16 protein-coding genes and 2 pseudogenes are annotated in these 23,919 nt (G+C 44.4%); 11 read left to right on the top strand and 7 right to left on the bottom strand.

Going from position 1 to position 23,919, the window contains the following annotated elements; all coding sequences use genetic code 11:
- Nucleotides 1-185: 185 nt before the first annotated feature.
- The 7 genes from FM037_RS18420 to FM037_RS18390 all read left to right on the top strand — a co-directional run bounded on the left by FM037_RS18420 (nt 186) and on the right by FM037_RS18390 (nt 9,662).
- Entirely contained in the window at nt 186-3,152 is a 2,967-nt protein-coding gene (locus tag FM037_RS18420; RefSeq protein ID WP_144047182.1) for a FimV/HubP family polar landmark protein, read from the top strand.
- Between the two features lie 180 nt (nt 3,153-3,332).
- Nucleotides 3,333-4,118 (top strand): tRNA pseudouridine(38-40) synthase TruA, encoded by a 786-nt coding sequence (truA, locus tag FM037_RS18415; RefSeq protein WP_144047181.1) that lies wholly within the window; start codon nt 3,333-3,335, stop codon nt 4,116-4,118.
- Nucleotides 4,119-4,456: 338 nt separating this feature from the next.
- Entirely contained in the window at nt 4,457-5,740 is a 1,284-nt protein-coding gene (gene folC / locus FM037_RS18410; RefSeq protein WP_144047180.1) for a bifunctional tetrahydrofolate synthase/dihydrofolate synthase, read from the top strand.
- Nucleotides 5,741-5,742: 2 nt separating this feature from the next.
- Entirely contained in the window at nt 5,743-6,414 is a 672-nt protein-coding gene (gene dedD, locus FM037_RS18405) for a cell division protein DedD (protein ID WP_144047179.1), read from the top strand.
- Between the two features lie 112 nt (nt 6,415-6,526).
- Nucleotides 6,527-7,015, top strand: coding sequence for a CvpA family protein (locus tag FM037_RS18400; RefSeq protein WP_144047178.1), 489 nt, complete (start codon nt 6,527-6,529; stop codon nt 7,013-7,015).
- A 99-nt stretch (nt 7,016-7,114) separates the two neighbouring features.
- Nucleotides 7,115-8,629: an amidophosphoribosyltransferase gene (gene purF, locus FM037_RS18395; RefSeq protein ID WP_144047177.1), complete on the top strand. Its 1,515-nt coding sequence runs from the start codon at nt 7,115-7,117 to the stop codon at nt 8,627-8,629.
- Nucleotides 8,630-8,741: 112 nt separating this feature from the next.
- On the top strand, nt 8,742-9,662 hold the full coding sequence (locus tag FM037_RS18390; protein ID WP_144047176.1) for a M14 family metallopeptidase: 921 nt from the start codon (nt 8,742-8,744) through the stop codon (nt 9,660-9,662).
- Between the two features lie 110 nt (nt 9,663-9,772).
- Here FM037_RS18390 and FM037_RS18385 read toward each other — a convergent pair whose 3' ends face one another.
- Nucleotides 9,773-10,039, bottom strand: coding sequence for a hypothetical protein (locus FM037_RS18385; protein WP_144047175.1), 267 nt, complete (start codon nt 10,037-10,039; stop codon nt 9,773-9,775).
- 185 nt (nt 10,040-10,224) lie between these two features.
- Here FM037_RS18385 and FM037_RS18380 point away from each other — a divergent pair, with 185 nt between their 5' ends.
- Nucleotides 10,225-12,174, top strand: coding sequence for a DNA topoisomerase III (locus FM037_RS18380; protein ID WP_144047174.1), 1,950 nt, complete (start codon nt 10,225-10,227; stop codon nt 12,172-12,174).
- Nucleotides 12,175-12,306: 132 nt separating this feature from the next.
- On the opposite strand, the gene FM037_RS18375 is transcribed toward FM037_RS18380, so the two are convergent.
- Nucleotides 12,307-14,178, bottom strand: coding sequence for a methyl-accepting chemotaxis protein (locus tag FM037_RS18375; protein WP_144047173.1), 1,872 nt, complete (start codon nt 14,176-14,178; stop codon nt 12,307-12,309).
- 264 nt (nt 14,179-14,442) lie between these two features.
- Here FM037_RS18375 and FM037_RS18370 point away from each other — a divergent pair, with 264 nt between their 5' ends.
- Complete coding sequence (locus FM037_RS18370) at nt 14,443-14,571, top strand: GrpB family protein (protein ID WP_185976854.1); 129 nt, start codon at nt 14,443-14,445, stop codon at nt 14,569-14,571.
- Here the strand turns inward: FM037_RS18370 and FM037_RS29635 are convergent.
- The 4 genes and pseudogenes from FM037_RS29635 to FM037_RS18355 form a co-directional block, all read right to left on the bottom strand.
- Nucleotides 14,561-14,979 (bottom strand): annotated as a pseudogene (locus tag FM037_RS29635) (transposase); the annotation flags it as partial. The gene FM037_RS18370 and the pseudogene FM037_RS29635 sit on opposite strands and share 11 nt — an antisense overlap.
- A 6-nt stretch (nt 14,980-14,985) precedes the next feature.
- Nucleotides 14,986-15,240 (bottom strand): annotated as a pseudogene (locus FM037_RS18365) (DDE-type integrase/transposase/recombinase); the annotation flags it as partial.
- A gap of 289 nt (nt 15,241-15,529) precedes the next feature.
- Nucleotides 15,530-19,237: a hypothetical protein gene (locus FM037_RS18360; protein ID WP_144047171.1), complete on the bottom strand. Its 3,708-nt coding sequence runs from the start codon at nt 19,235-19,237 to the stop codon at nt 15,530-15,532.
- Nucleotides 19,238-20,379: 1,142 nt separating this feature from the next.
- Complete coding sequence (locus FM037_RS18355) at nt 20,380-21,273, bottom strand: LysR family transcriptional regulator (protein WP_144047170.1); 894 nt, start codon at nt 21,271-21,273, stop codon at nt 20,380-20,382.
- Nucleotides 21,274-21,495: 222 nt separating this feature from the next.
- Between FM037_RS18355 and FM037_RS18350 the strand changes: the two genes are divergently transcribed.
- Complete coding sequence (locus FM037_RS18350) at nt 21,496-21,996, top strand: lactoylglutathione lyase family protein (protein WP_144049033.1); 501 nt, start codon at nt 21,496-21,498, stop codon at nt 21,994-21,996.
- A 51-nt stretch (nt 21,997-22,047) separates the two neighbouring features.
- On the opposite strand, the gene FM037_RS18345 is transcribed toward FM037_RS18350, so the two are convergent.
- Nucleotides 22,048-22,245 (bottom strand): DUF4250 domain-containing protein, encoded by a 198-nt coding sequence (locus tag FM037_RS18345; RefSeq protein ID WP_185976853.1) that lies wholly within the window; start codon nt 22,243-22,245, stop codon nt 22,048-22,050.
- A gap of 662 nt (nt 22,246-22,907) precedes the next feature.
- Between FM037_RS18345 and FM037_RS18340 the strand changes: the two genes are divergently transcribed.
- Nucleotides 22,908-23,807 carry a hypothetical protein gene (locus tag FM037_RS18340; protein WP_144047169.1) on the top strand — a complete coding sequence of 300 codons (900 nt, stop codon included), beginning with the start codon at nt 22,908-22,910 and terminating at the stop codon, nt 23,805-23,807.
- Nucleotides 23,808-23,919 lie beyond the last annotated feature (112 nt).

Here is a 23,919-nt window from a genome sequence, read left to right as displayed (position 1 = left end):
GGTTAAACGCCTAATTTGATGAAAAAGTCTGCAATATGCAGGCTTTTTTTGTTTTAGCAGTTGTTTTTGAATTGTGAACAGTAGCAGACCTGTGATTTCTGGTTTATAGTAATCTCAATAAATACAATTGCCTAAAGCTTCGCTGCTGGAATTGCAGCATCACTGCGCTTGAAAGGGAAGAATTGATGAACTTTCGCACTTCGTATCTTGTCGGTCTGATGGCCTCAGCTCTACTCGTTTTTTCTGTTAGTCCTCTGGTCCAAACGGCTTTTGCTGCTGAGCCGCTGAAGATCACTGGCCCCGATGGTGAGATGAGGCAAACTAATCGTCAGTATGGCCCGACTCGGTCTTCCGATACTTTCTGGAGCATAGCTCAAAAAGTTCGCCCTGATAACAGTGTCAGTATCTATCAGGTCATGGCGGCTATCTATGATGCCAACCCTCATGCTTTTTCTAACGCCAACTTTAATAGTCTAGAAAAAGGCATGATACTGCTCATTCCGTCAAAAGACTTGATGTCGGCCATTCCTAAAAGTATGGCTAAATCGCGGGCTGAAAGAGATGATAAAGGCTGGAAGAAAACGACTCAGCCTAAAGTTGTGCAAGCAGCACCAACAACACAAGCCCCAACAAGTACGCCAGCCAGACCCGTCACCTTACCTATTGTCCCAGCCGACACGAGTGTGGCTCAGAAACCTGCAGCAAACCAGGTTTTGACCGAGCTAACGGCTAAGCTCGAAGCGGCGGAAGCTAAAAACCTGCAACTCACAGATGAGCTAGGCAGGGCTCAGGATCAGTTGGATTTAGGCGATTCAGATACAGATACATTGAAGAATAAGATTGGCGAACTCGATGAACAGGTTGCCATTTTAGAAGAGCAGCTGCAAGCGAGTAAGCTGCAAGGTGCCGGGCTCAGCGAAGAAGTTAAATCTTTACAAGAGCAGGTTAATGCGCTGCAAACTGCTGAGCCTGAGGAAGATACAGCACTGTGGCGTGATCTGATGAGCAACCCTCTGATGTTAATCGCGGCTATCTCTATTCCCGCATTACTGGTATTGGTGTTTTTGTGGTTATTCTTAAGACGTCGCCGTGATGAAGGCGCTGGTACAGAAGAGGAAACTGCTAAGGAAATTGATGTTGAGGATACACCCGTGCCGAGCGCCCCTGCTGAAGCAGAAGCTACATCGGCGCCAGCAGAAGATCTTGAAGCCATGGCAGTTCATCTAGATACCGAAGATGATGACTCTATCGATTCACTCATGAACATAGATACGGCCGAGTTGCAGCCGGAAGTGGATATGAGTAGTGATGACCAGGTGGATCTGGCCTCAGATATGTTTGTTGATACAGGTGAAACTCCGAGTGAGGAAGCTGTCGAAGAGGAAGGCCAGTCTTTGGATGACCTCTGGGCCGAGGCGATGGGGGAGCAAGATGAAGAGGAAGCTAAAGCGGGTGAAGACGATTTAGATTCTCTACTAGCGGGTTTCGATGAGCCTGCTAAGGATGAAGCCCCAGATGAAGAGGCTCCAGTAGAAGAAACCCCTGTTGAAACTGACACTGTAGAAGAGAGCACTGAACTTAGCAGCTCTGATGATTCAAGCAGTGAAATCGTCTCAGCGGATGACCTGGATTCTCTGTTAGCGGGTTTCGATGAGCCTGCCGATGCAGTAAGTACTCAGGTAGAGCCAGAGAGTGAGACCGAAACCGAAATTCAGAGTGAAGTTGTCGCAGAAGATGATTTAGATTCGCTTTTAGCGGGCTTCGATGAGCCTGCCGATGCAGCAAGTACTCAGGCAGAGGCTGAAACAGAAAGTGAGACCAAAACCCAGAATGACCTTGTCGCAGAAGATGATTTAGATTCTCTATTAGCGGGGTTCGATGAAGCTGTCGATACACCGAGTGATGATGCTGCTAATCTTTCAGAAGAGATCGCTGCCGAATTAGAGCAAGATGTCACTATGACCGCCGAGGAAGATACATCCGGTGAAGAGATTGTTGAAAAAGAAAGCGCTGACAAAGAGAGCGCAGACGATTTAGATGCCTTACTGGCAGGGTTCGATGCGCCTGCAGAGGATACCAGCGGCGAGACGATTGTTGACCCCGATCTTAGCGAGGCTATTTCTGCCGAGCTCGAAGGTGAAGTGGATGCAAATCAAGATGCCAGTGCTGAAGATCTTGATGCTCTGTTGGCGGGTTTTGATGAAAAGAATGATGCACCAAGCCAAGACTCTCCGGTAGAAGACGCTTTAGTAGAGGAAAGTCCTTCTGAAATAGCTGCCGAGCCTGAGGACGATCTTAGCGAGGCTATTTCTGCCGAACTCGAAGGCGAAGTAGAGACGACTGCAGATAGTGAAGATGATCTTGATTCATTACTTGCCGAGTTCGATATTGCCGATACCGGTATTGCCGACCAGCTCGATATACCTGAAACCTTGGATGACAGCCTGCTAGAGCCTAGCGCTGAACGTGAGCCTAGCAGCGACGATGCGCTGGACTCATTGTTAGCCGACCTTGAGGCTGTCGATCCTAAAGCTGGCCAAGACCCTGTGGCAAGTAAACCTGCTGGCGGCATGTTTGCCGATCTCAAAGGCGGTAAGAAAGCCGATGATAACAGCCTAGATTGGGAGTCGAGTGCCGATGTCCAAGAGCCAATCATTGTGCCTGCGAGTAATGATGAGCTGCTAAGTCCATCATCAGATGCTAGTGACAAAATTGCAGATAGCGAAATTTCTTTGAATCTGGATGAAGAAAAGCTAACTGTCGACGAAGCACTAGCCGCTCTCGATGCTAAAGAGTTGTCTAAATCTCCTGCGGTCGCAGTACCTGAACATGACCTTACCAGCTTCCAGAAGGACAATGGTTTTATCGATATCGATCGTCTACTCAATGAGGCTGATGAAGAGGTGGTGGACACGGATCAATATAAAGAGCTAGATGTCGACATGGGAGAGCTGGACAGCCTGATGGGTAATGCTGCCATGGTGGACGTTGATGATGAAGAGAATTCAGTCAATGCCAAGTTAGATCTCGCCAGGGCCTATATAGAGATTGATGATAACGACAGCGCGAAAGCCTTGCTTAAAGAGGTGCTGCTCGATGGTAATGACAGGCAAAAAGAGGAAGCGAATGGTTTAATCACTTCCTTAGATTAAATTTGTCCCACTTCTAAAAATAACGGCGCATCAAGCGCCGTTTTTCTTATCTGTAATTCAAGTGTGTGCTAAAATCCGCGCCCAAATAGGTTAAATAACTTCTCTGGGTTTTCTTCATAACGAGCTAACCCCCATGATTGATAGCATGAGTGGCGACAGAGACAGGTTCAAAGAGGGTGTATGCGAGTAGCGTTAGGTATCGAATATGATGGCAGCAAGTATTATGGCTGGCAGCGTCAGCTCGAAGTTGACACGGTCCAGGCTCAATTAGAGCGAGCCCTGTCAAAAGTAGCCAATCAACCCATTACCGTTCACTGCGCGGGTAGAACCGACTCAGGCGTTCATGGTACGGGACAAGTGGTTCACTTCGAGACTACGGCTATTCGTAAAGAGAGTGCCTGGACCTTAGGCGTGAATGTGAACTTGCCCGATGACATCGCGGTCAAATGGGTGAAGCTGGTCGATGAAGATTTTCATGCTCGCTTCTCCGCGACGGCCAGACGTTATCGTTACATCATCTATAACTATCATTTAAGACCCGGGATCTTACGTTCGGGTGTGAGTCATTATCGCGGTCAACTCGACGAGAACAAGATGCATCATGCGGCGCAGCATTTTGTCGGTGAGCATGACTTTACCAGTTTCAGAGCGCTGCACTGTCAGTCTAAAACCCCGTTTCGACATGTCCATGAGGTCAATGTGACCCGCCAGGGCATGTACTTATGTGTGGATATCAAGGCGAATGCCTTCTTGCATCATATGGTGCGAAATATCGTAGGTTCATTGATTGAAATTGGTTTAGGTCATCAGAATGAAGACTGGATTGTCGACCTGTTAGCGCTCAAGGACAGAAGCAAGGCGGCCCCCACGGCGAAGCCGAATGGGCTCTATATGGTTGATGTGACCTATCCGGTTAAATATGAACTGCCAAAATTAGCACTCGGTCCGCTATTTATGTTGGATTGATAGCGCTGCTAGGCATCTATACCCAAACTACTTCAAAATACAGGATTCAGCATGTCGAGAAGTGACAGAGTTCAAGGCATGAAAGAGTAGTACTAGTTATTCTAATTCAATATTTCATAACGCAGAAAAATGTTGCTTCTCGCCTTGCCCTGCGGGAGCTCCCGTAGAATAACTGCACTGCGTTAGTGCTATCGACAAGGGAGTAACCATTCTCTCAATCACTGCCTTGTTCAGCTATCCTACGGGGGCTCTGAAACGAGCACCTTGAGGTAGCTTGGGTATATATCGGCACCACTGTGTGGTGAAATTTCTAATTAATTATCAAGAGCAGAATAATCATGATTAACGCTCCCGCTCAAGATGCCAGTTTAGATATCTGGTTAGATTACTTGCTCGCCATACACCCAACTGAGATAGAGATGGGGCTTGGGCGAGTATCACAAGTGGCCGATCGACTCGGGCTTAGGGATCTCGGTACCACTAAGGTGATCACTGTTGCTGGTACCAATGGCAAGGGAACCACCTGTGCCATGGTCGAACAGGTGTTACTTCTGGCAGGGGAAAGCGTCGGCGTTTATAGCTCGCCCCATATGCTCAAATACAATGAACGGGTCCGTATTGATGGCAAAGATGTCGATGACGGGCTTTTTATTCAAGCATTCGATGCCATCAATCAGGCTCGTGGTGATATCTCCCTGAGCTACTTCGAGTTTGCTACTTTGGCAGGCTTATATATCTTCAAAGCGGCTAAGTTAGATACCGTGTTATTGGAGGTCGGACTGGGCGGCCGATTAGACGCCATCAATATTATCGATGCCGATATTGCCGTTATTACCTCAATCGATCTCGATCACCAAGAATATCTTGGCGATACCCGTGAGTCCGTGGGCATGGAAAAAGCGGGCATCTTGCGCGCCAATAAACCCGCGATAATCGGCGAGCCTGATTTGCCAGCCTGTGTGGTTGAATATGCCAATGATCTAGGTGCAGTGTTACATCGCGTCGGTCACGAATTTAGCTATCGCTGTGAGGCTGGTTTCTGGCAGTTTAGCGGTCTACAAACCATTAGTGATATTCCTCTGCCTTCGCTGCCATTGCCCAATGCGGCAACGGCACTAGCCTTACTCGAGCTGGGCTGGCCTCGACTCAGTGATGACATCATTCGCCAAGGCATACAAGGGGCAAGACTCACAGGTCGGCTCGAAGTGGTCAGCGAGCAGCCTCTGGTCTTGCTTGATGTGGCCCATAATCCTCATGCCGCACGTTATCTGGCTAAACAGCTTGAAAAGCATCAAGCTAAGCGGTTATTTGCTTTATGTGGCATGTTAAAAGATAAGGATTGTCGTCAAGTTATCGAGACGCTGGCACCACAGGTCGATATGTGGGCATTTTCCAGCCTAAAAACTGAGCGTAGCGCCTCAGGAGAGGCCCTCAAAAAGGTATTTGTGGAACACGTTCAACATACAGGTGGCGCATTGTCCGATGCTAAGCACTTCGATTCAGTAGAGTCGGCTTGGCGCGCAATTGCTGCAGAAATATGCCAAGGAGATGTAGTAATTGTATTTGGCTCCTTTTACACTGTGGCAGAGTTTAAAAATATCGAACTGGGTGGTCGTGATTAATCATGGATACAAAGGATAAAGAGCAAGATAACAAGTCGTCGGGTCATTTTCAGAACCGTTTAGTGGGCGTCATAGTCTTCGTTGCATTAGGGGTCATTTTCCTCCCCGATGTTCTCGATGGCAAGAAAGTGCAACAAGAAGAACAATTTTCCGAGATCCCCCTGCGTCCTCAAGTTGCCGAGATGACCTTGCCCGATGAGGCGATACAAGCGGTTGACCTCAGTGACAAGGAGCAAGCGTTTCAGCCTGAAGAGCAGGTCGCTACATCCGATTCTGGAAAGTGGGAAGTGGTCGAGACAGAGCCAAAACCACAGCAGACGGTGACTACTAATGTGAAGCCACAGAGCAAGCCCAAGAGTAAACCTAAAGTTAAGCCAGCTGTGAAGCCGACGAATAAACCTGTTGTTGAGCCTGTTGTACCGACGAGTTCAGCCTATACATTACAACTAGGCAGTTTCAATAATGCCGCCAATGTTAAAGGCCTTATCAGCAAGCTTAGAGCCGGAGGTTTCAATGCCTATACCTTGCCGACTAATCCCGTCGATGGCAAGTTGACTAAGGTGTTTGTCGGGCCTGAATTCTCCAAATCTAAGCTGCAGTCGCTTCAACCTGGTATCGAGAAGTTGACCAAGCTTAAAGGACGAATTGTCGCTTATCGCCCAACGGCCTCTTAAGCGAAAACTGTGATTAGAGATCGAAACAATAAATTATCCCATTTGGGGGTGAGAATGTGCTCGGTCTCTGTTAAAATCCCGCCGTCTTAACCCTATGTCGGATTATCATTAAATGGTTTGGATCGATTACGCCATTCTCACTGTTATCGGAGTCTCGACTCTAATCAGCTTGCTTCGTGGTTTCGCTAAAGAAGCCATGTCTTTAGTTGTCTGGTTTGCAGCCTTCTTTGTCGCGAGTCAGTTTTATCAAGACCTCGCGGTTTACCTCACCCAAATGCAAGATGAAATGCTTCGTAATGGCGTCGCAGTTGCTATTCTATTTATAGCGACACTTATCATCGGGGCGTTAATTAATTATCTCATCGGTCAGTTGGTCGACAAAACTGGGTTATCCGGGACCGACAGAGTCCTGGGTTTGTGTTTCGGTGCCTTGAGAGGCGCCTTAATTGTCAGTGCGTTACTGTTTTTCCTGGATGCGTTTACGGGCGCACCCAATACGGATTGGTGGCAGAGCTCAACACTCGTGCCTGAATTTGGCGTTGTTATCCAGTGGTTTTTTGACTACATAGAAAATACGTCAAGCTTTGTACCCAAAATATAAAATGCATTAAAGCATTAGTAGGTTTAGCTTAAGTCGATTCTGACTTTTGCGACTAAAAATTATAATTATCAGAACATCTTACAATGAGGAATCTCACCCATGTGTGGTATCGTCGGAATAGTTGGCCGGTCATCGGTTAATCAGCCTATCTATGATGCACTAACCGTACTCCAGCATCGCGGACAAGATGCTGCTGGTATCGTGACTGTTGATGGTAGTGCGTTTAGATTACGTAAGGCCAATGGTCTGGTAAAAGACGTATTTGAAGTTAAACATATGCAACGCCTGCAAGGTAACATAGGTATCGGCCATGTCCGTTATCCAACCGCAGGCAGCTCGAGTGCATCTGAGGCTCAACCTTTCTACGTAAACTCGCCATTTGGTATTTCATTAGCCCATAACGGCAATTTGACCAATACTGTAGAGTTACATCAGCGTCTGATTAAACAGCGCCGTCACGTGAACACCACATCTGACTCTGAAGTCTTGTTAAACCTGCTGGCCGATGAGCTTCAGCAGTGCAAAAACGAGAACTTAAGCGCCGATGAAGTGTTCGATGCGGTGACTAATGTGCACGCATTGATCCGTGGTGCTTATGCCGTTGTTGCCTTGATAATTGGTCAAGGTATGGTTGCTTTTCGTGACCCATTCGGTATTCGTCCTCTGGTACTGGGTAAGCAAGAGACCGAGAACGGCGTCGAATATATGATTGCTTCCGAGAGTGTGGCACTCGATGCGGTTGGCTTCGAGCTGATGCGCGATATCGCGCCGGGCGAAGCCGTGTATATCTCCCAAGATGGTGAGCTATACACACGTCAGTGCGCTAAAGATCCCGTCTACGCGCCTTGTTTATTCGAATTCGTTTACTTCGCACGTCCCGACTCAACCATAGATAAAGTTTCTGTCTACGGTAGCCGGGTGAACATGGGCGCTAAATTAGGTGAAAAAATTAAGCGTGAATGGGAAGATCATGACATAGATGTGATTATTCCGATTCCGGAAACGTCATGTGACACTGCGTTAGAGATAGCGCGTCACTTGGATCTTCCATATCGCCAAGGTTTCGTTAAAAATCGCTACATCGGCCGTACTTTTATCATGCCTGGTCAACAAGAGCGTAAGAAGTCGGTACGTCGTAAACTCAATGCCATAGGTGTCGAGTTTAAGGGCAAGAATGTCTTATTGGTCGATGATTCTGTGGTTCGTGGCACGACTTCAGAGCAGATCATCCAGATGGCTCGTGAAGCCGGCGCTAACAAGGTGTATTTTGCCTCTGCAGCTCCTGAAATTCGCTTCCCTAACGTCTATGGTATCGATATGCCAACGGCGAGTGAGTTGATTGCTCATGGTCGTGATGTGGACGAGATCAGTAAGATGATTGGTGCCGATGGTATGATCTTCCAGGATCTTGAAGACTTGGCTGAAGCGGTTCGCATGGAGAACCCTGAGATTAAGCGTTTCGAGACCTCGGTATTCGATGGCAACTACATCACTAACGATGTGGATCAGGCTTATCTGGATCATATCACTCAGTTACGTAATGATGATGCTAAGGCTAATCGCAGCAAAGATATCGGTACTAATTTAGAGCTTCACAACGTTTGTCATCCATAAACACTCGCTTAATAGTGAGTGTCTTCTTAGCGAAGGCAAGTTAACGTTTAGAAAGCCGACATATCAACTTTGAGTGTCGGCTTTTTTATTGTTCAAACTTTGGGGAATGAAGATGGTACAGGAAAACACTTATCCAATCGGCGTCACGGGTCAGAAGTGGGGCGCAGCGGAAAAGGTACTCTGGTTAACCAAGCAGACGATTAAGCGTTCCTATCAAGCTGAGGTGGCCGCGAGAATTGCGCCACTTGCCGAGCACTTTCAAGTCGACCAGTATGGCGCCTTGTCTTATAACCCCAGCGAATACCCCTTGTTTGTGGTCAAGTCTACGCAGTGGAGTGAAGATAAACCGACTGTGTTAGTCACGGGCGGGGTTCACGGCTATGAAACCAGTGGCGTACAAGGGGCGATACGTTTCTTGGAAACCAAGGCTAAGGCGTATGAGGACAGGTTTAATATCTTAGTAGCCCCATGTGTTAGCCCCTGGGGATATGAAACCATCAACCGCTGGAATCCCAATGCGGTCGATCCTAATCGCTCATTCTATCGAGACAGTCCGGCCGAAGAGTCAGCGGCCTTGATGGCGTATATTGCAGATTTAGGAATTGATATCACAGTGCATATCGATCTACATGAAACTACAGATACTGATAACTCAGCGTTCAGACCGGCCTTAGCGGCCAGAGATGCGGTGGAACATACCAATTGGAATATCCCCGATGGTTTTTATCTGGTGGGCAATACTGAGCTTCCGGCCGAGGCATTTCAAACTGCAATTATCGAGTCGGTAGAAAAGGTTACCCACATAGCTCCAGCCGATGATGCAGGTAAGCTTATCGGTGTCGCCTTGTCTCAGTTTGGCGTAATTAACTATGCTACTAAGGCTCTGGGACTGTGCGTCGGCTTTAGTGACAGCATCTATGCCACCACGACAGAAGTGTACCCGGATAGCCCTAAGGTAGATGATGAGAACTGTGTGTTAGCGCAAGTTTCCGCAATCACAGGTGGATTGGATTACATCTTACCACTCTCTTAATTACCTATCTTAATCCCTTATGTAAAGTTAGCTGTAGCCACTTATTAGCGTTAACTCTCTTATTGTAGAGTTAACGCTTTATTTATCGTTTTCCAAGCTCAAGCTGTAATTTAAGCTAAATGAACACACCAGACGAGCATCCAGATGGCGAAGAGTACGCTAGCAGCACGTTTACTCACAGTATGTCCCATGCTCAATCCTATGAGTGTGCTGATACAGGTTAAGACTATTTGCATGGTCACCAATAACATCAATTCAAAGATTTTATTGTCAGTGATTAGAGGGGTGATCAACAGGGCGACAGCGGTCACCATGAGGAAATGATATAGAAGTAGCTTATCTAAGCCGCTGCCGGTTTCTGTGGTCGATGCAATCATGATGTACCTGCTTAAAAGATTAGCTAGTCGCTAAATAATAACCAAATGATAATCATTCTCAACTGAATTTACACAATAATAAGTGTTGCAGTGCTATTGTAGGGAATTATACCTGCAGTGATTGCAGCTAGTGTCTCTTTAGGCTAAAGTTACTGGTAATTTGTACAGTAGTTTGAGTTCCGCTTATGATTCTTTATATCGCAGAAAAACCTTCCCTCGGGCGAGCCATCGCCGATGTGCTGCCTAAACCCCACAAGAAGGGTGACGGTCATATAATGGCGGCGAACGGTGATTGTGTTTCCTGGTGTATCGGTCATCTGTTGGAGCAGGCTGAGCCCGATAGCTACGATGCCGCATACAAGTCGTGGAAGTTTGAGCATCTGCCCATCATTCCCGAAAAGTGGAAGATGAATCCTAAGCCCAAGACTCGCAGTCAATTGACCGTGCTTAGGGGCTTAGTAAAAAAAGCCTCACAACTGGTTAATGCCGGCGATCCTGACAGGGAGGGGCAGCTATTAGTCGACGAAGTGATCTCTCATTTTGGCGTTAAAGGCGATAAGCTTAACAAGACACAGCGTCTGCTGATCAGTGATCTCAACCCCCAAGCGGTGAGACGTGCATTGGGTCAGATGCGCAGTAATCGGGAATTCATTCCCCTGTCTACTTCTGCTTTAGCTCGTTCTCGTGCCGATTGGCTCTATGGTATGAACATGACCAGAGCCTACACACTACAAGGGCGTAAGGTGGGTTATCAGGGCGTGTTATCAGTAGGGCGAGTGCAGACCCCCTTGTTAGGTTTAGTGGTTCGCCGGGATGAAGAGATAGCTAACTTTGTTTCTAAGTCTTTCTATGAAGTTCTGGCCAAGCTGACTACAGAGAAAAATGAGGCGTTTACAGCCAAATGGCAACCCAGTGAAGCCTGCCAACCTTATATGGATGAAGAAGGGAGAGTCTTGTCTAAAGGGCTGGCACAGAATGTCGCCGGTCGTATCAGTGATAAACCGGCACAAGTTACTCAAGTTACTGCTAAAGATAAGCAGCAAAATGCGCCTCTACCTTATAGTCTATCTTCGCTGCAGATTGATGCAGCCAAGCGATATGGTATGAGCGCCAAAGAGGTGCTCGACACCTGTCAGACGCTTTATGAGCGACACAAGTTGATCACTTATCCCAGATCTGACAGTCGTTACTTGCCGGCGGAGCAGTTTGCCCAAGCCCCTCAAGTCATAGATGCGGTGCTATCAGGGGCGGGTGAGTTAGTCGAAAAAAGTGATAAGCCAGATCCTAAGATAAAATCTAAGGCCTGGAACGACAGTAAGGTCGATGCTCACCATGCCATCATACCCACAGAAAAACGAGCCAACCTCTCGAGTCTTAGCGCTCGGGAGAGGCAAATCTACCTGCAAGTGGCTCGTCAATATCTCGCCCAGTTCTATCCGCCTTACCTCTATAGCGAAACTGAAGTTCATGTGTTGATCGAAGGCGGTCACTTCAAGACTAAGGCAAAGCAGGAAAGGGCGCAGGGTTGGAAGCAGCTATTTGCGCGAAATAATGCTGGTAACGCAAATAGCGCTAGCGCTGGCAAGGAAGACGATGATGAGTCACAGCAGAAGTTGCCAGCCCTGAAGAAGGGTCAGTCTTTGCATTCCGGGGCTGGTGTGCTTATCGAGAAACAGACCCAGCCACCGAAACATTTTACCGACGCCACCTTGCTTGGTGCGATGACGGGGATTAATCGCTATGTGACGGATCCTGAGGTCCGAAAAATATTGAAAGACACTGATGGGCTGGGCACCGAAGCGACCCGAGCCGGCATCATAGAATTATTGTTTAAGCGCACCTTCCTCAGCAGACAAGGCAAAACCATTATTGCTACCGAAGTCGGCAGGGGGCTGATTAACAGTCTACCTCTGAGTGCTACCACGCCGGATATGACTGCACTGTGGGAGAGTAATCTCGATGCCATCAGTCGTAAGGAAGCTAAGTATCAAAGTTTTATGACGCCACTCATCGACTCTCTAAGCAACTTGATCACTCAAGCCGGTTCACAACTGCCGACAGCCTTACAAGGGGTCAAAGCGCCGAAGAGCTCTTTTAAGAAGCGTCGTTACACTAAGAAAAAAGCCAAGAGTTAATCATAGGTCTGATTGGGATTAGATGACCATGAGCCGGGGATGGCTTGTTGAGGGAATTCACACCGATAGAAAAGGGAGAGAATGATTCTCTCCCTTTGGTTATGGCTTGTTATACCAATTGGTATTAATCAATTACAAAATGAAGGTGGATACCTGAGAGCTGAGATCGTTGGCACGATCTTTCAGTTTCTTGGCTTGTGATAAGTCAGCCATCGCCGCCACGGTTATTTCATCGGTGACATCTTTAATTGCGACGGTATTTTGGGTGATTTCACCCGTCACTTGAGTCTGCTCTTCGGCCGCTGTCGCAATTTGTCCCGCCATCTCTGAAATTGCATTGACCGCTTGAGTTATCTCCTCAAGGGCATTGGCCGCCTCATTGACATCTGACACACTGTTACTGGCTAATTCTTGACTACTCTCCATCAAGTTAACGGCCTTCTCTGTTGTGTGTCGTAACGTCTCAATCGTGGTGTTGATCTCTTGGGTTGAATCTTGCGTTCGACGAGACAAGACCCGTACTTCATCTGCGACAACCGCAAAGCCACGACCTTGTTCGCCCGCACGGGCCGCCTCGATAGCGGCATTGAGTGCGAGTAAGTTAGTTTGCTCAGCAATGCCCTGAATTGTCGTGAGAATACTCGAGATAGATTGAGCATGACGGCTCAGATCGCCGATGACATCTGTAGCTTGCTCGACTTCGTTGGCTAAAGAGTTGATGGTGGTGCGAGTCTTATCTACCAGGGCTTTACCATCTTCGCTGCTGGCTGCCGATTGTTGTGCAGCGGTCGCGGTATTTTCAGCATTGGCGGCAATTTCATTAGTCGCACTGGCCATCTCTGTAACGGCTGTGGCCACCATATCCACCTCTTGTTGTTGACGTTGCAGCTCGGTAACAGCCGTTTGGTTGGTGGCTAAACTTTGCTCAGCATCGGCATCGAGTTCGCTGGCTAATTGGCGGATATGACTGATAAGCAGATGTTGACTGCCGACAAAACGGTTAAAGCTATCGGCAAGAACACCGACCTCATCTTGGGTATCGACTTCGATGCGCTGAGTTAAGTCGCCATTACCGTCGGCTATTTTGGCCAGTGCCACAGAGACTCGGTTTAAGGGTCCCAGTAACACGCTAAGTAACCATGAGATTGCTATCACACTCAAAAATAACATTAAGGCTGATAAGCCAAGTTGAGTGAGCAAGAGAGCTGATAGCGGGGCTTCTAAAGTTGCTTTATCCAGTATGAAAATCAATTCCCAATCCGTGTTTGGAATTTCTTCGCCCCAAACCAGCTTCTCTTTACCTTCGCTCTCAAAATATACCGGTAGCAGTGTGTCTGTTTTGCGGCTTAAGTCCGGCAAACCACGGCTGAGTTCACTGTCAATATCACCTATGGGTCGCATCGTTTTGCTCTGGTCTTTGTATGCGATCACCGTGCCGTCTTTATGCATCATGATGGCGTAACCATTCGCCGGTAATTTCATTCTGTTAATACTATCGACCAAACTGTCGATAGATAAGTCACCACCCACAACACCTTGTGAGGTGGGTTGAGCCATGGTAACAACCAGAATGTTATAGGCAACATCGACATAAGGTTTCGTCAAGATAGGACCGCGTTCGCGCATGGCCTGTTGGTACCAAGGTCGGCTGCGGGGATCATAGCCGGTACGGTCGATGCTGGGATCTGAGTCCTGCATCTGCCCAGTTTTAGTGCCAAAATAGGTTAATTGAAAACCTCCGGAATCTTGTGCTTGTTGTAGAGCATTAAGAGGATCGCCTTCTAACTTGGTTGCGACGGCGGCTATGGCACTTTGGCGATCCGATAACCACTCCTGGATCCGTTGGGCTTGTTGATCACCCAAGCGTTGAACTTGCTCAATGCTGCCTCGCATCAAAAGAGATTTTTGGCTGGAATAGCTTTGCCAGGAAAGCAAACCTATGACGAGTGAAAGTGCTATTACGACGGAAATAAGTATCTTTTTCTTGAGCGAGTATGAGTTCATTTGAGATCTAATTATGCAAAGTAATGAAAATAGTGGAGATGCTGAGTGATTAGATAATATTTGATAAGCCTGAATTTCAGGTTAATCTCTTATCTAAAAATTAGCTGATCACCCCATAGTGAATTAAATAAACAAGGCGACCGTTCGGTTTTACATCTAAAGGTGTTAATTTTCGCATATTATGAGCAAATATGCCTTTAAGATAAAGCGCTTAGTTAAGTATTAGTTACAAGTTTACATATGGGGGCATTTGGAATGTCTATTATGAAACCTATCATGATTGTTGAACCTAAGCTTGAATGGTCAAATGAGTTTGATGCAATTGCACAACGGATCCGCGTCTTTGTCGGTGCTGAGGTGCAAAGAATGGATCACATAGGCTCTACCCTGTAGGCTCCCCTCGTAATTCATTCCCCCAACACCCACGAGTACTGAATATTTCGGATAACATTTTCGCGGCGTTAATAAGTTCACTTCGCGAGACTTGATAGTAAACTCGCCGCCTAAGTAGCTCTTTTGCCCATCCTTGCAGCAGAACGAGTTCGGCTGTGGCGTAAACTAAATCCATAGGCGGGATTTTTTAAGTCTCTGAACGTTTTTCCATTTGCATCCGCTTTCGATAAATGTTGACCAGTTTTTTAGGGGCACAGTTTTCATTGTTAAGTTAGTCACTAACGCCAGAGGTTCCTTAGCTGTTCTTCCATAAGCCTATTGGAGTGTATGGTGACAATCAGTCGTCGTACTTCTCTGACCAGTACTGCGCTCCTTAAATATAAGGGTGAGTGGCTTTTTTACGGATAACTCCAGGTAAACAGCTTCAATATTAAAGAGATGATTAATGAAGGCGGATCTCTCCCGCCCCAGGGTTTTACGTTAATCATTACGTAACCATAAATTATTTATCATCCGCAATAATTCGAATACCTGAAGCCTTGACCAGGCTCGTTTTTGTAATTTTAATTCACCGGTAGTGACAGTGAGCTTCTTTATCGGCGCATGATCAGGTTTGATACCATTATTGAAATATTTAACTTGCCGCTGTTCGACATCCGCTCGTAATCGCTGAGTTCGAAACCTTCATCGAGCCCTTTTTTAAAACATGGTAGGTATGTGGCCCTGACCTATCCAAGTGATGGTCTGCTTATCCACTTCAATCTTATATTTCGCAGGACTAAGTTTATGTTTCTTTTGAGGCCTGCGATTCCGTCAGTGCCACTGAATTTAAGTGCCACTGATGAGTGTCCATTGGCTTTATATTAACGGTTAGAGCTAGACGTTAAAAATCTAGCATTAACTAAACAATAGCAACGGACAGCCTGAAAGTTAGCTGAATCTATGTTTTTCAACAGAGTCATGGGGCATCATCAATGTAAGGATAATGTCCACCTGTAGGTTTAGGCTTATCTCTCAATACAGCCGATAGAGTGTCACCTTTGGGCCCAGGAACGATTCCTTTATCATTTAAATATTTGATTGGGTAAGCCAGCTGTTGAGCTTTATCTTCAAGATTATTAATATTCACTAATGCAACTCTCTCTCTTACCTTAACTTCTTGGAGCCTAGTCATACGAGAATCATTACTAGGCATAGACAGCACTGCAGCACGAGCTTTCATTGCTTTATTCTTGACAAACAGGCGAGCGGAAGGTAGCTGCTCTAAGATATTGCGTGCAACGGCATCTTTTTTGTAAATGCGTGCTGTTGCATTATCTATATTTTCAATGACAAAGTTTCTGGAGGCTACGGCTCTTACTGCATCAGTGGGGGCCATCGGAAAACTATGGGATGTGCCTCCTGCAAAAGTTAGATCCCTAGCCATGTCTTTTGAAGAAGAAATAATACTAGAGCCTTTTTTAATTTGGAATGATAAATCTGCTTTAAGTGTCTTTTTAATCATCAAATTACCTAGCCCCCCTGATAGGGACCCCGGTGTACCAGCGATGATGCTATGCACCCCGGGTATGCCTGGAACAATCCCCATAGCATAATTAACCCCAGAAACAGATATTTCTCTTGTGATATTTAAGGCTGTGTACCCTGATATTTTTTTTGCTGAAAAGCTCAGTAATCGAAGCTGATTCGCGGTCTCTTTTGCAATCAAATCAAGTTCACGTATATTCCACAAATACGTAAAAAAGCCTTTTACTTTACGGGGTGGGACTAATTGAGAAGTGGTTGAGGGAGCGGTTAAGAGATGACCATCACCGTCTCCAATAATAGACAACTCAACAGTCCGTGGCTCCATTTCAATTTTATGACGCCATGCAATATATTCTTTGTTGTTGCCATGGTGCCAATTTATACCCTCATTAGAAGACACTTCAAACGTCCCTTTGCGTGTCCTTGCCAGACTATCCGCTCCGTCTGCTGAAATTTTGACTGGTGTTGTTAGATCACCAATAATACGCCCAAGCCCTTTGCCAGCCAAATAGGCCCCTCCTTCAAAAGCCGCCTCAATGGCAACTGCAATCCCAGCATTTTTTAAGTGATTATCACGTTCATCTTGGGTATCACTAATCGCGGCTCTCCCCAGATGTGGAGCTGCAACTAACGCAGAGCCATATACAAACCCCGCAAATGGACTCATAGCTAAAGTAGGTACGAGTAAAAAGATGCTTGTAGCCTCGAGTACTTCAAAGAATTTTAGCGCATTGGCTTCTGAATGAGACCTGATTAATATATCCATATTTTTGGCATATTGGTCTATTATGCCTTCAAACAAATACGAGTAATCGCCGGCTCCCATTGATAGGGTGCTGGCCATGTCATCGTAGTTAGCATCAGAGTCTAACGGGAAATGCATCGAGACCCAATCACGTAGTTGACCCTCTTTTTTAGTGGTATCGATGAAATCATTTATTGAGGGAAATGAATAGGCTTGGTTGGTCGCTAAGGACACCACTTTGATAGGACTATGCTCAGGACTCAGGCCGACGGAGTACGTACTGGCAAGTCTCTGTCCCCCTTTTGAATCAGGGAATATCAATAGCATAGGCGCATTTTGGATGCTGTAGTGCTGATTTTTGTTCAGTCCATGTAATTCAATGACAGAGCTAGCATAAGAATAGAATTTTTGTTTAAATTGCCCATTATTTTTTATTTCTGTAAGCTGAGTAATGTAGCTATTCTGCATATCCACATTTTTAAGCTCTTGAAATAGCTCAGACGAAATATTAGAAGAAAGAACTTTTGAGTCACGCTCTCGGTAACCAAGATTCAACGCTCGCCATTCACGCTCTTTACCCATAAGGATATCCGCGATTGTAAATGTTTTTTCTTGTGTAGGTGAAAGTATACTTATTCCTGCTTGGAGATTCATATCATCAACCTTAGCGCGATATTCAACCAATACCTCATCGAATAAGTTATGCCCTGAGGCTAAGTCATTTAAGGTGTTTTGAAAGGCCTTTCTAGGTGATGGGATATTGGTTGATAAGCTACTTTTTTGACTTTCTAATTTTCGCCATTTATCCATGAACTTGGGGAATTCGGCAATATTGACTTTCTCCTCTTCCAAAAATACTTGAAGTGGTGGTTTAATCTCTTTTGGCCATAAAACATTCACATTTTTGCGGGTTGTAATAGAATGTTGAGTTGCAATGCTACCAAGGTAATCATTAACACTTATGATATTGCGCTCGGTTCTACCTTTATCAATATAGGTGTAAATGAGGTACGAATTAAAGAAACTGTTGATATCCAGCCCTTTGAAAAGGTAGGCATCAATGCCATTGTTAGCCGTTGCGATATTGTGGATTCTTGCCCTTGTATATGCTGAGAGGTAATTATTTTCAGGCTCTCGAGGTGAGCTCTGCAATAGAGTGGAAAGATGCCTTAATTCAGCTTCAACCTCCTCAATTCGCTCTTTAGAGGAAATTGCTAGCCGCTCATATCTAGCTTCATACACGTCTTGATAGCTAGATTTTGGATGGAAATAGAGTGGTGTTGCCTCTCCAAGCTTAGACACTCCTAACTTAAATTCTCTTTGTATGTCATATATCATGCTTTGATGGTTTTTATACTTGTTCAACAGAGATACGAAGCTTTCTTTAGATAGAAAATAAAACAGTGTCTGGAAGGTCGCTGCAATTGTTATGTTTCCATCATATATCTCCAATATGTCATCATAACGAGCGTTAATCCCCACATCAGTCAATGTTTTTTCTATTGTGGCTCTTTGCTTAATGTCTATAGCATCTTCATACTTTTGTACAAGCCTAACTAATGTGTTTTTATCGAAAGAAGCTCCTGTCGTCTCATACAAATAACCACGTTGAAATGATAAACGTAAAGATATAGAAGAAATGATTTCCTGAAAGGTCGTTACAACAATGTTTGATCTTTCGTCAAACATCAACAAATTCATACCATAACTATCGGTGAACTGCGGAAAATCATTCAAGGTTTTCTCAAGAACTTTCTTATCGATACCAAAATTATTTTTATATTTGTTTAACCACGTTTTTAAGGCTTCCTTTTGTTTTGAGGGCAACTCCTCGCTGGTGGCTAGTGCGTTTAAGGCAACAATAGTATCTTTAGAAGAGGAGGTTTTTGAATGTTCTTTTATTATGGCTCTTAACCAGAGATAATCTTCGTGTTTTTGTTCCTCTTTATACTTTGTATACTTTTTTACAAGCGAAAGAAGAAGTTTTTTATCAAATTGCTCTCCCTTTTCGTACAAATAACCACGTTGAAATGATGAACGTAAAGACTCAGAAGAAATCAATTCCTGAAAAGTAGTTATAACGCCTGATTTGTGGTCAAACACCAATAGGTTCATATCATAACTACCAACAAGCTCAGGAAAATCATTCAACATTTGTTCTAATATTTTCTTGTCGACACCAAAATCATTTTTATATTCATTTAACCACGTTTTTAAGGTTTCCTTTTGCCTTGAGGATAACTTATCGCTGGTAGCGAGCACGTCTAAATCAGGAATTAAATCACTGAAAAAATGAGACCCGGTTACATTTTCTCCTAATGTTTTCCTTAACCAGATATTATTTATGGAATCTTCATTATTTCCCGCAAGGGAGTAAATCGTTTTTTTATTCATTATTTTCCTATAAGGGGCTTTGTGCCTATTTAATTGAAAAGTTATAGGTAATACAAGATGGTTGATATTTATTGAGCGATTCAATGTACTGCTATTTATTTTAATTGAATCTATAGTGGTATATTTTTGTTTATCCTCCTTATTTATTTCGATATGGTGAGCCTAGAATAGGCAATGAAATTTACAATGTGGCTGTGATTTTATCCCCATCCTTTGATTGATAGAACCAAGTTACGTGGCTCTATCGCATTTTCATAAAAGAAAAGGCTCGCAGTTCCCTTCAGCTATAGTTAATCAGCTAAAAAATAGAATTTAACACCTATTATCCATTCACTTTTACAGCTCAATCTTGCTTTGGGATTCCAATTCGATCTTAATCTATGTTCTGTTTTTTAGTAATAGCGTTGAACTCTGAGGGGAATTATACGGTGATCAACATTAATTCCATGTTCTTCGAGTTCTTGAACGCTAACCCCATATTTATAATGCCAACGTGCTGACTAAATAATAACGCCGTAGAGGAGTTGTCGATATTTAAATCATGTCATTATAGCGTTGAGTAAAGTAAAATTAAAACTTAACTAAGTCAATATTATTTTCAATAGGGCTGGGCATGTGAATGTTTATTTTACTTGAAATGAATTTAATTGTTATTTGCTTGTTAAGGTTGTTGGGCGAAGCCGCTGTGCGGCAGAAGCGATAAACACCATTTTTACTCTCCCATCCTAAATACTACCTGGAGGTGACAAAAGTGGGTCGTAAATCTAGGAGTATTGTCATGAACACATCCGAACATAACTAATAGTACGAAGCGATTTGGTGAATATATTTTAGACTTAAACAAAAATCCACTAAATTGTTTATCAGTCTTCCTAAATCGAATGAACTTTTTTCCGTTAGCGTGATCTGATCTCCCAAGATTATTATGGGTATATTTATTCTGACGTTGCCATTGAAACTACATTAGGTGAATGGAAAACTCGTAAACATGGTAAGGGAAAACGTCGTACCTGGTGAAAGTTACACCTAGCTGTCGATAGTAATACACATGTAATGCGCAGGTTAAGAGAAGCTTTATCTAGGTGGTTTTCTCTTTAGCTGTATTTGTATTCGTATTTTGGTTTATATGTCTGGAATTAGAATTAGATAATGGTTAAACATTTTTTCAATTGCTTTTGTATGGTTTGAAAACGGGCGGGGAGTTGACGATTTCGTTTCTGTACCAGATAAAGCTGCTCAGTGACGGCCAGTTTGGGCTTATGAATAGTTACCCGATCTTTATGAGAGAAGCTATCCAATGCACTCTTTGGTAATACGGTAAAGCCTATGCCTTGGGATATGGGCAGCAAGATCTGACTGAGTTGATTGACATAACTGGCGGTGTCGAGTGTATCAATATTGAGCTGAGCAAGCTCAGGTTCGCCGCAGAGATCAAAATACAGAGACAGATAGTGGTCTGCGTCAGGGTGTTTTACCAGTCCACAGCGTTTGAGCACGTCAGCTGTGATGGGCACGCCTTGATACTGTTTAGGCAAAATCAGACATAGGGGCTCACAGCCTAAGGGTTCTGAGCTAAATAGACTGGGACTAGGTAGATGGGTCGCCACTCCTATATCGATTGATCCATTTTGAATATCATCGAGTATCTTATAATTGGGCGCGGCTTCAAGGTAAATGGTTAGCCTAGGGTGTTGTGTCTGCAACTTAAGTAATTCAGGGTAAATGAGCAAGGCTAATGCTCCCGAACAAGAGAGCCTGCATAAACCTGAATAGGGATCATCAAGACTTAGGTTTTCCAGTAGCTCAGTTTCATTACTCGCTAGCTGCAATGCAAAATCATAGACCTGTCGACCTTGCTCGGTGATCTCAAAACTTTTGTTTTCACGCTTTATCAGGGAATGACCACAGGCCTGCTCTAATTTCTTAATTTGCTGACTGACTCCTGACTGTGTCATATAAAGCTTGTCGGCGGTTTGAGTGAAGTGTCCAACCTCGATCAGGGTCTTAAAGGTGTGTAGCCAGGTAGGGTTTAGCATCAGCCAACTCAATATGATTATGTAATAACGAAAAATTATTATAATGAGAAATATTGATAATTTCTAATTATTGTTTAGCTTGAGTATATTTACCTCATCGAAAGCAAGTTCCTTTCAACATTGATTAACGAGGTCACTATGTCTACTCATAATGTCACTAACACTAGTGTAAGTAATACTCATGTAAGTAACGACAATACAGCCCCTGCACTTCAGCAGGCCATGCCTTACCCAAGAACGTTTTCCCATATCGGTATCTCAGTCCTGGATTTAGACGCAGCTGTGAAGTTTTATACAGAGGTGTTAGGTTGGTATGTGCTCATGGAGCCATCGGAAGTTATCGAAGATACCAGTGCCATAGGTGAGATGTGCACCGATGTCTTTGGCGCGGGTTGGGAGCGTTTTCGTATTGCCCATCTGTCGACTGGCGACCGTATTGGAGTCGAGTTGTTTGAGTTTAAGAATCAAGAAAATCCAGAAGATAACTTCGAATATTGGAAGACGGGCATCTTTCACTTCTGTGTTCAGGATCCGAATGTCGAAGAGTTAGCCGAGAAGATCGTTGCCGCAGGCGGTAAGAAACGCATGAAGGCGCCACGCTACTATTACCCTGGAGAGAAGCCTTATCGTATGATCTACATGGAAGACCCATTCGGTAATATCCTGGAGATCTATAGCCATAGCTACGAGCTACACTATGCCAGCGGTGCATATAGCGGCTAACCTATAGTGGCTTAGATAGAGATGCCATGGACCCGATAATATCTTATCGGGTTATTGCATCTCTCGGTATTGATTACTGACTGAGTCGTAGGTAAAGCCCGCATCAGTTAGTTTCTTCTCTAGTTGCTCTCCGGGGATATCCAGATCATAAAACAATGCCTGCTTATCTTCACAGGTGAGACGCAAGTGCTCATTGACTATGCCGATCAAGATATCACAGCTCAAATCTGCTAAATGGTAATCCATCATTTTTCCTCCCGTTTGTGTCCTTTTACTCTTTAGGTTTAGCCTAGTTAAGCTTGGCTTGCCATTCATCGTTCATCGTTCATCGTTCAATGTTCAATGGCCACATAGGACTTTGAGACCTTATGGATCATGTGTTTGTTGTAGGGCTGAAATTCGTATTTCTTGTTTTGTCTACCTGTCCTAAAGTGAAGTTACCTTGATCTGGGTTTTAGTCTATATTCGACTTGTATCAAAGTGCTACTGGTTACTTTGGTATGTTCCAAAATTTGCCTGTTGGTCTCTCTGTTCCGGTAGGTAGATATGCTTCTCAGTCATCACTGGTCCTTTTGGCTGGGAAGCACCCTTTACATCGCTGAAAATATTATTGTGTTAGCCGTTCTGAATCTGTATCCCTTCTTTTACTTTACTGTTCTTTTGCTCAAACCTGTTATGCCGAGACTGCGCTCCTTGAGGGTGCCGAACTGTCTCCCAATACCTTTCACTGCCATATCCTAAAATATATAAGCCTCTTTCTTAGACTAGGTTCTAGCTTGCCAGTGAATCTATGCCGTTATGTAAAGCCTATGTGGGAATCTTTTCCATATTAGTGATTGATAAATAATTGAATCATATGGTTTGCATGTGTAATCTGGGTATAAATCAAACAAGAAATTACTGGGGATTCAATGTTATTTGACGATGCCTTGACAAGGATTGCGGCGATTCATCAGCAGCATGCTATTAAGTGTTTCCTCGCTATCGAGGCATTGAAAAAAAGGTTCGATTGGACAAGTGAAGAATGGGTTCAAATCGACAATTTAGTCTATCTTGATGAGCCTGAATTTGATTGTGCGATATTGAACTCGAATGTCATTCCTTTTGATACTAAAACTCAACGGCGTCATTGGATTTTATCTCACGGTATATATCCACATTCCTATTTTACTATGCAGGAGTGGTTTCAGAGTGCTCAAACTGCAGAGGTTTTTGATTATTATCTAGAGCAGTGCCTGGAGAGTAACCAATATCTTGGCCACAACATCACTATCTTATTTGCCTTTAAAGAGTCGTGGGAGCTGGTTGAAAGTGAGAAGCAACGATTGAGATTTATTGAGAGGTTCTGTGAGTTTGTTACATCGACCTTCTACGGCAACAACTTCATCGCCTATTCTGTCGAGCAAAGCTTTGTCCCGGATGATACTCCAGATAAATATAAGATATTAAAAGACTGTCTCAGCAATCCTGGCTTTTGGGGGCATCATCTTATTTCGCTCACCTGGGTTTTGAAAAAGCAGTATGAGTTATCAGGCGATCAGTTTAATCAGTTAATCTCTAATATACAGCTGCAGTGCCATTGGCGATATGAAGACGAGACGGATAGGCCGAGTATCGATACTCGCTTTGTAGGAACGGTGTCTAGTGACGTACTGGAAGCATACTGTAGAAAATTATTACTGAACAGTGTGAGCAACTTGCATCAAATTACCTTGTCGGAATCTATCGTGTTTCTATTCTCACAAGAGTGGATTAAAGAGGAAGAGAGGGCAAGATTAATTGATGTGTTGGCGTTTTTCTCCAAGTCTTAATCGGTCAAAGATAGATACATAGCTTTGCAGTGCGTCTTTTGTAGATAACTGAGTGATTGAAAGGAAAAGTGGGATTTATGGCGGGCGTAGTAAGTCGTCTGCTTATAAGGAT

It is taken from the genome of Shewanella psychropiezotolerans, assembly GCF_007197555.1.
Lineage (GTDB): Bacteria > Pseudomonadota > Gammaproteobacteria > Enterobacterales > Shewanellaceae > Shewanella > Shewanella psychropiezotolerans.
This window is presented reverse-complemented; position numbering and strand designations above follow the sequence as displayed.

Coding starts and splice junctions, on each gene's coding strand:
- FM037_RS18420 (WP_144047182.1), top strand. CDS start 186: ATGAACTTTCGCACTTCGTATCTTGTCGGTCTGATGGCCTCAGCTCTA.
- truA (WP_144047181.1), top strand. CDS start 3,333: ATGCGAGTAGCGTTAGGTATCGAATATGATGGCAGCAAGTATTATGGC.
- folC (WP_144047180.1), top strand. CDS start 4,457: ATGATTAACGCTCCCGCTCAAGATGCCAGTTTAGATATCTGGTTAGAT.
- dedD (WP_144047179.1), top strand. CDS start 5,743: ATGGATACAAAGGATAAAGAGCAAGATAACAAGTCGTCGGGTCATTTT.
- FM037_RS18400 (WP_144047178.1), top strand. CDS start 6,527: ATGGTTTGGATCGATTACGCCATTCTCACTGTTATCGGAGTCTCGACT.
- purF (WP_144047177.1), top strand. CDS start 7,115: ATGTGTGGTATCGTCGGAATAGTTGGCCGGTCATCGGTTAATCAGCCT.
- FM037_RS18390 (WP_144047176.1), top strand. CDS start 8,742: ATGGTACAGGAAAACACTTATCCAATCGGCGTCACGGGTCAGAAGTGG.
- FM037_RS18385 (WP_144047175.1), bottom strand. CDS start 10,039: ATGATTGCATCGACCACAGAAACCGGCAGCGGCTTAGATAAGCTACTT.
- FM037_RS18380 (WP_144047174.1), top strand. CDS start 10,225: ATGATTCTTTATATCGCAGAAAAACCTTCCCTCGGGCGAGCCATCGCC.
- FM037_RS18375 (WP_144047173.1), bottom strand. CDS start 14,178: ATGAACTCATACTCGCTCAAGAAAAAGATACTTATTTCCGTCGTAATA.
- FM037_RS18370 (WP_185976854.1), top strand. CDS start 14,443: ATGAAACCTATCATGATTGTTGAACCTAAGCTTGAATGGTCAAATGAG.
- FM037_RS18360 (WP_144047171.1), bottom strand. CDS start 19,237: ATGAATAAAAAAACGATTTACTCCCTTGCGGGAAATAATGAAGATTCC.
- FM037_RS18355 (WP_144047170.1), bottom strand. CDS start 21,273: ATGCTAAACCCTACCTGGCTACACACCTTTAAGACCCTGATCGAGGTT.
- FM037_RS18350 (WP_144049033.1), top strand. CDS start 21,496: ATGCCTTACCCAAGAACGTTTTCCCATATCGGTATCTCAGTCCTGGAT.
- FM037_RS18345 (WP_185976853.1), bottom strand. CDS start 22,245: ATGATGGATTACCATTTAGCAGATTTGAGCTGTGATATCTTGATCGGC.
- FM037_RS18340 (WP_144047169.1), top strand. CDS start 22,908: ATGTTATTTGACGATGCCTTGACAAGGATTGCGGCGATTCATCAGCAG.